This window comes from Aquipuribacter hungaricus, from assembly GCF_037860755.1.
Lineage (GTDB): Bacteria > Actinomycetota > Actinomycetes > Actinomycetales > JBBAYJ01 > Aquipuribacter > Aquipuribacter hungaricus.
The window spans coordinates 1-6,436 of record NZ_JBBEOI010000200.1; the positions used below are offsets into that span (position 1 = coordinate 1).

The window sequence follows — 6,436 nt, forward strand, 5'->3', positions numbered from 1 at the left end:
GTGCGCCTCCTGCGGGCGGGGGCCCCCGCGGCCGGTGGTGCGGCGGGCCGCGGGGCCGCCCGCCGCCGGGGGTGGGGCGCCCGGCCCGGCCGTCCGGGCCCGTCCGCCGCGGCAGCCGCCGGCGGGTAGCCGCGCAGCCGCCGGCGGGTAGCCGCGGGGGCGGCGTGGGTAGCATCAGGACCGATGTCCGACCGGCTGAGCGCTCTGGACGCCTCCTTCCTGTACGCGGAGGAGCAGGGGGTCCCGCAGCACGTCGGGACCGTCATGGTCTTCGAGGGGCCGGTCGACTACCCGCGCCTGCAGCGGCACCTGGCCGGGCGCATCGCCTTCGTCCCCCGCTACCGCAAGCGGGTCCGCGAGGTGCCGGGCCGGCTGGCCAACCCGGTCTGGGCCGACGACCCCCGCTTCGAGCTGGGGTTCCACGTCCGGCGCCTGGCCCTGCCCCGCCCGGGCAGCACCGACCAGCTGCGCGAGCTGGTGGCCCGCATCCACCCGCGCGAGCTCGACCGCAGCCGGCCGCTGTGGGAGCTCTACGTCGTCGAGGGGCTCGAGGACGACCGCTTCGCCGTCATCACCAAGGCCCACCAGGCGCTGGTCGACGGCATCGACGGGCTCGACCTGGCACAGGTGGTGCTCGACACCAGCCCCGACGTCAGCGACGCGCCCCCGGACGCGTGGCGGCCCAGCCCCGACCCGACCGCGCTCGACCTGGTCAGCGGCGCGGTGCTCGAGGCGGCCCAGCGTCCGGCCGAGGCCGTGCACACCGTCCGCCGCCGGGTGGGCGACGTGCAGCAGGCCGCCGGGCGCGTGGCCGGCTCGCTCGGTCGCCTGGCCGTGGCGCGCCGCGCGCCGGACAGCCCGCTGGACGTCGAGCTGTCGCGGCAGCGGCTCTTCGCCGTCGCGTCGCACACGCTCGCGGACTTCCAGGCGGTGGCCCGTCGCCACGGCGGCGCCAGCACCGACCGGGCCCCGGCCGTCCGGCCGAGCGTCAACGACGTCGTGCTCGCCGTCCTCGCCGGGGCCCTGCGCACCTGGCTGCAGGCGCGCGGCGTCGGGGTGAGCGCGACCACGCGGGTGCGGGCGCTGGTGCCGGTCAGCGTGCGCGCCGACGACCCCGACGACGGCGCCGTGGACGTCGGAGGGCCCGCCCGCCCGGGCACGTCCTTCCGGACCTCCGTCGACGGCCAGCTCGTCGACCTGCCGGTGGGGGAGCCGAACCCCGTCATGCGGCTGTTCCAGGTGGCGTACCAGATGAGCCCGCACCGCGAGGGCGGGCGGGCGGTGTCGGCGCGCGACCTCGCCGAGCTCGCGGGCTTCGCGCCGCCCACGCTGCACAGCCTCGGCGTCCGGGTGGCCGGCGGGCTGTCGCGGCGCTGGTTCAACCTGCTCGTCACCAACGTCCCCGGCCCGCAGCAGCCGGTGTACTGCGCGGGGGCGCGGCTCGCCGAGACCTACCCGGTCATCCCGCTGTCGCAGGGGCACGCGCTCGCCGTCGGGGTGACCTCCTACGACGGCCGCGTGTTCGTGGGCTTCACCGCCGACCGGGACGCCCTGCCGGACGTCGCGGACCTGCCGGTGTACCTGGCGGAGGCGCTCGCCGAGCTCGGGCAGGCGGACCGGTGAGCACGCCCGCGGGCCACCGCTGGGGCCTGGTGCTCGGGGGCGGCGGCGTCCTCGGCGGGGCCTGGATGGCGGGAGCGCTGTCGGCGTACGAGGAGGTGTCGGGACGGGACTGCCGCGACGCGGACGTGCTCGTCGGCACCTCCGCGGGGGCGTTCGCCGCCGCCATCCTCGGCAGCGGTGCGAGCGTCGCCGACTGGCGCGCGCACCAGGAGGGCCGACCCGTGACCGAGGGGCCGATGGCCGGGCTCGCGTGGGACTACGAGGTGGACTCCGGCGGCGCGACGCCCCCGCCGCCCGGACGGCGGCCGGGCTCCCCGCGGCTGGTCGCGGGCAACGTGCACCGGCTGCGGCAGCTCCCGCCGACCGCGCTGCTGTCGGCGTTCGTGCCCGAGGGCCGGGGGTCGCTCGCGCGCATCGGGGAGACCGTCGCCGGGCTCGGCGCGGGGGACGGCTGGGTGGCCCGCAGCGGGGTGCGGGTCGTGGCGCTGGACTACGACACCGGCCGCCGGACGGTCTTCGCCGGCCCGACCGACGAGCCCGGGGCCGACCGGGTCCGCACCCGGACGAGCGCCGAGGCCAGCCTCGCCGAGGCGGTCATGGCCTCGTGCGCGATCCCCGGCTGGTACGCGCCGGTCAGCATCGCCTCCCACCGGTACGTCGACGGCGGGGCGTGGTCGAGCACCAACGTCGACGTCCTCGTCGGCGACGGGCTCGACGAGGTGCTCGTCGTGGCGCCCATGGTCTCCTTCGCCCCCGACCGGCCCCGCACCTTCGCCCAGATCGTCGACCGGCAGTGGCGGGCCGCCGTCACCTCCCGCTGCCTGCGCGAGGTCGCCGCCCTGCACGCGGCGGGGACGGCGGTCACCGTGCTCGGCCCCGGCCCGGAGGACCTGGCGGCCATGGGCACCAACGTCATGGCGCCGGAGCGCCGGACGGACGTGCTGCGGACCTCGCTGCGCACGAGCCGCGAGGCGCTGCTGGACCCCGAGACCATCCTCGCCGGGGACACCCGGTCCACGACCGACCACGGCACCGCAGGAGCGCACCGATGAGGGTCTACGTCCCCACCACCCCCGCCCGCGTCGCGGCCCTGCGCGAGCACGGCCTGCCCGAGGGCACCGAGGCGTACGCGGCCACGCCGGCGCTCGCCGAGGCGCTGGGCATGCCCGCCCCGGGCTCGGAGGACGCCGACGACGACCTCGCCGAGGTCGCGGTCGCGACCGCCGCCGAGGCGTCCCTGCTGCTGCTCGCCGAGGACGCGGCCGCCGGGAGCGGGGGAGGCGCCGAGGACCACACTGGGGAGCAGGGGAGCCCTGGTGACGCCGGTTCCACGGGCACCGGTGTCGCCCCGCCCGGCCCTCGCCGCGTCGTGCTGGCCGCCGAGGCCCCCGCCCGCCCGCTGGGCGGCGACGCCCACCCGGCGACGGTGGTCCTCACCGCGCCGCTGCCGTTCGCCGCCGTGGACACGGTGCTCGCCGACGACGGCACCGTGCCGGACCGGCTGGCCCGGGCGGTCGCGGCCGTCGACGAGGACCAGGAGCGCGGCGTGCGGATGCTGGAGAACACCGCCCTGGGGTGGTTCGCCCCCAGCGAGCTCGACTGACCCGACGGGCGACCGGCCGCATGTCGGCCACGGGTCCGGCGACGGGCCCGGCACTACGCTCGACAGGTGCCCGCGCAGCCCGGTCGTGACCGCCCCACGAGCCCGCCCGCGCAGGCCGCCGAGCACGCCCCCGAGGCCCCCGACCTCCACGACGAGCTCTTCGGGCTGCGGCTCGAGCGCTGGCTGCCCGACTGCGCCGCCGGGCTCGACGAGGTCTACGGCGAGCAGGCGGGGCCGCTGCTCGAGCGGGTCGTCACGGTCCTGCGCGGGGCGCACGCCGCCCGCCGGCCGGCCCTCCGCCTGCTCGACCAGCGCCGGCTGCTGCGCCCGGACTGGTTCCAGGGCCCGGAGATGCTCGGCTACGCCGCCTACACCGAGCGGTTCGCCGGCGACCTGCGCACCGTCGCCGGCGAAGAGGTGCTCGGCTACCTCGGCGAGCTCGGCGTGACCTACCTGCACCTGCTGCCCCTGCTCACCCCGCGCCCCGGCGACAGCGACGGCGGCTACGCGGTCATGGACTACCGCTCGGTGCGGCCGGACCTGGGGACGAACGACGACCTGGCCGCCCTGGCCGACGCCCTGCACGCCCGCGGGACCAGCCTGTGCGTCGACCTCGTGCTCAACCACGTCGCCCGGGAGCACGAGTGGGCCGTCCGCGCCCGGGCGGGGGAGCAGCGGTACCGCGCCTTCTTCCGCACCTTCCCCGACCGCACCTGGCCCGACGCGTACGAGCAGACCCTGCCCGAGGTGTTCCCCGACTTCGCGCCCGGCAGCTTCACCTTCGACGACGAGCTCGACGCCTGGGTGTGGACGACCTTCAACTCCTGGCAGTGGGACGTCGACTGGTCCAACCCGGACGTCTTCGTCGCCTACCTGGAGGTGGTGTGCCACCTGGCCAACCTCGGGGTCGACGTGCTGCGCCTGGACGCGATCGCGTTCCTGTGGAAGCGGCTGGGCACGGCCTGCCAGAACGAGCCCGAGGTGCACGCCATCACCCGCGCGCTGCGCGCGGCGCTGCGGGTCGTGGCCCCCGGCGTCCTGCTCAAGGCGGAGGCCATCGTCGGCCCGCGCGACCTCGTGCCCTACCTGGGCACGGGCCGGCACCACGGCAAGGTGAGCGACCTGGCCTACCACAACAGCCTCATGGTGCAGGTGTGGTCGATGCTCGCCAGCCGCGACGTCCGCCTCGCCGTCCACGCGCTGCGGCAGTTCGACCCGGTGCCGCCGACGACGTCGTGGATCACGTACCTGCGCTGCCACGACGACATCGGCTGGGCGGTCGACGACGGTGACGCCGCGGCGGTCGGCCTGGACGGCGGCGCCCACCGGGCGTTCCTGTCCGACTGGTACACCGGGTCGTTCCCGGGCTCGTCGGCGCGGGGCCTGGTGTTCCAGCACAACGAGGACACCGGGGACCGCCGCGTGTCCGGCACCGCGGCGACGCTCGCCGGCCTCGACGCCGCGCTGGTGCTGCCCGCCGGGCCGGAGCGGGACGCGGCCCTGCAGCGGGTGGTCGACCGGGTCCTGCTCGCCCACGCCGTGGTCATGGGGTTCGGGGGCCTGCCGGTGCTGTGGTCGGGCGACGAGCTGGCCCTGCGCGACGACCTGGGCTGGGCCGACGAGCCCGGCCACGAGGGCGACAACCGGTGGGCGCACCGCCCCCGCCTGCCGTGGCGCACGGACGCCCTCGGCCAGGACGCGGCCGCCCGCCACGACCCCTCGACCGTCGCCGGGCGGGTGTTCCAGGGCCTGGTCCGGCTGGCCGCCGCCCGCCGCGGCACCGTCCAGCTCCACGCCGCGTACCCGACCGAGGTGCTCGACCCGCCGGACCCGGGGGTGCTGGCCCTGCTCCGCCGCCACCCCGAGGGGCCGATGCTCGGGCTGTACAACGTCACCGAGCACCCGGTGGAGGTCACCGGGTGGCTGCTCGGGCTGCACGGCCTGCACCACGCCGTCGACCGCCTGGGCGGCGTGCCGGTGCGGACGGACGACGCCGGCAGCGTCGTCCTGGAGCCCTACGGGGTGCGCTGGCTCGTCGCTGCCTGAGACTCCCGCTCGAGCCGCTCGGCGGCGACGGCGACGTTGGCCTGCATCCCGCCGAACACGAAGGCGTGGAACGGGGCCACCGCCCACCAGTACGCGTGCCCGGCCAGGCCGCGCGGGTGGAACAGGGCGCGCTGCCGGAACAGGGTGCGCCCGACCGGGTCCTGCTCGACGAGCAGCTCCAGCCACGCCAGCCCGGGGGCCTTCATCTCCGCGCGCAGGCGGAGCAGCCGCATCGGCTCGACCTCCTCGACGCGCCACCAGTCCAGGGCGTCGCCGACGTGGACCCGGGCCGGGTCGCGGCGTCCCCGGGTGAGCCCGGGCCCGCCGGAGAACCGGTCGAGCCAGCCGCGCACGGACCACGCCAGCGGCCACGAGTACCAGCCGTTCTCGCCGCCGATGCCCTGGATGACGGCCCACAGGTGCTCGGGGGACGCGCGCACCGGGGTGGCCCGCTCGTCGGCGTACAGCGAGCCGCCGGCCCAGTCGGGGTCGCTGGGCAGCGGGTCGCTGGGGGAGCCGGGGGTCCCCGCCGAGGACCAGCGCGTCGCGACGGTGGCCTCGCGGACCCGCTGCAGCGCGAGGGTCACGGCCTGGTCGAAGCCGAGCCGCCCGCCGGGAGGGTCGGGCACCCAGCGCTGGAGGTCCTGCTCGGCGCACACCGCGTCCACGACGAGGCCCTCGACGAGCGGGCGGGCGATGCCGTGCGGCACGGGCGTGACCAGGCCGACCCAGTGCGCGCTGAGCCGGGGCGCCCGCACGGCCAGCGGCAGGATGACCCGCCGGGGGAGCCCCGCCACGGCCGCGTAGCGCTGCATCATCTCGCGGTAGCTGAGCACGTCCGGGCCGCCGATGTCGAAGGAGCGGCTGACGTGGGCGGGCAGGGCCGCGGCGCCGACGAGGTAGCGGAGCACGTCGCGGACGGCGACCGGCTGCACCTGCTGGGTGAGCCAGCGCGGGGTGACCATGACCGGCAGCCGCTCGGTGAGGTAGCGGAGCATCTCGAACGACGCGGACCCGGACCCGATGACGACGCCGGCGCGCAGCACCGCCGTCGGGACCCCGGAGGCGAGCAGGACGTCGGCCACGTCGGCGACGTCGCCCGCCCCGGCGGCCGGCGCGGCCGAGGTGGGCCGCAGCCGGGCCAGGCAGACGACCCGGCCGACG

The 6,436-nt window shown here is 77.5% G+C and carries 5 protein-coding genes; 4 read left to right on the top strand and 1 reads right to left on the bottom strand.

All coding sequences use genetic code 11. The features are described 5' to 3' along the window. Positions 1–183 precede the first annotated feature (183 nt). From WCS02_RS15965 to WCS02_RS15980, 4 genes are all read left to right on the top strand, one after another. Positions 184–1,623, top strand: a complete 1,440-nt coding sequence (locus WCS02_RS15965) for a WS/DGAT/MGAT family O-acyltransferase (RefSeq protein ID WP_340295022.1) — start codon at positions 184–186, stop codon at positions 1,621–1,623. Next, positions 1,620–2,675 (top strand): patatin-like phospholipase family protein, encoded by a 1,056-nt coding sequence (locus tag WCS02_RS15970; RefSeq protein WP_340295024.1) that lies wholly within the window; start codon positions 1,620–1,622, stop codon positions 2,673–2,675. The genes WCS02_RS15965 and WCS02_RS15970 overlap by 4 nt, the downstream gene beginning before the upstream one ends. After that, positions 2,672–3,226: a DUF6912 family protein gene (locus WCS02_RS15975; RefSeq protein ID WP_340295026.1), complete on the top strand. Its 555-nt coding sequence runs from the start codon at positions 2,672–2,674 to the stop codon at positions 3,224–3,226. The genes WCS02_RS15970 and WCS02_RS15975 overlap by 4 nt, the downstream gene beginning before the upstream one ends. Positions 3,227–3,292: 66 nt before the next feature. Then, the gene (locus tag WCS02_RS15980; protein ID WP_340295028.1) at positions 3,293–5,272 is read left to right on the top strand and encodes an amylosucrase; all 1,980 of its coding nucleotides are present in this window, start codon (positions 3,293–3,295) and stop codon (positions 5,270–5,272) included. On the opposite strand, the gene WCS02_RS15985 is transcribed toward WCS02_RS15980, so the two are convergent. After that, the coding region (locus WCS02_RS15985) for an SDR family oxidoreductase (RefSeq protein ID WP_340295030.1) at positions 5,242–6,436 on the bottom strand (1,195 nt) is incomplete at its 5' end. The genes WCS02_RS15980 and WCS02_RS15985 overlap by 31 nt on opposite strands.

Excerpts from the sequence above, each read along its gene's own strand:
- WCS02_RS15965 (WP_340295022.1), top strand. The coding sequence starts at position 184 with ATGTCCGACCGGCTGAGCGCTCTGGACGCCTCCTTCCTGTACGCGGAG.
- WCS02_RS15975 (WP_340295026.1), top strand. The coding sequence starts at position 2,672 with ATGAGGGTCTACGTCCCCACCACCCCCGCCCGCGTCGCGGCCCTGCGC.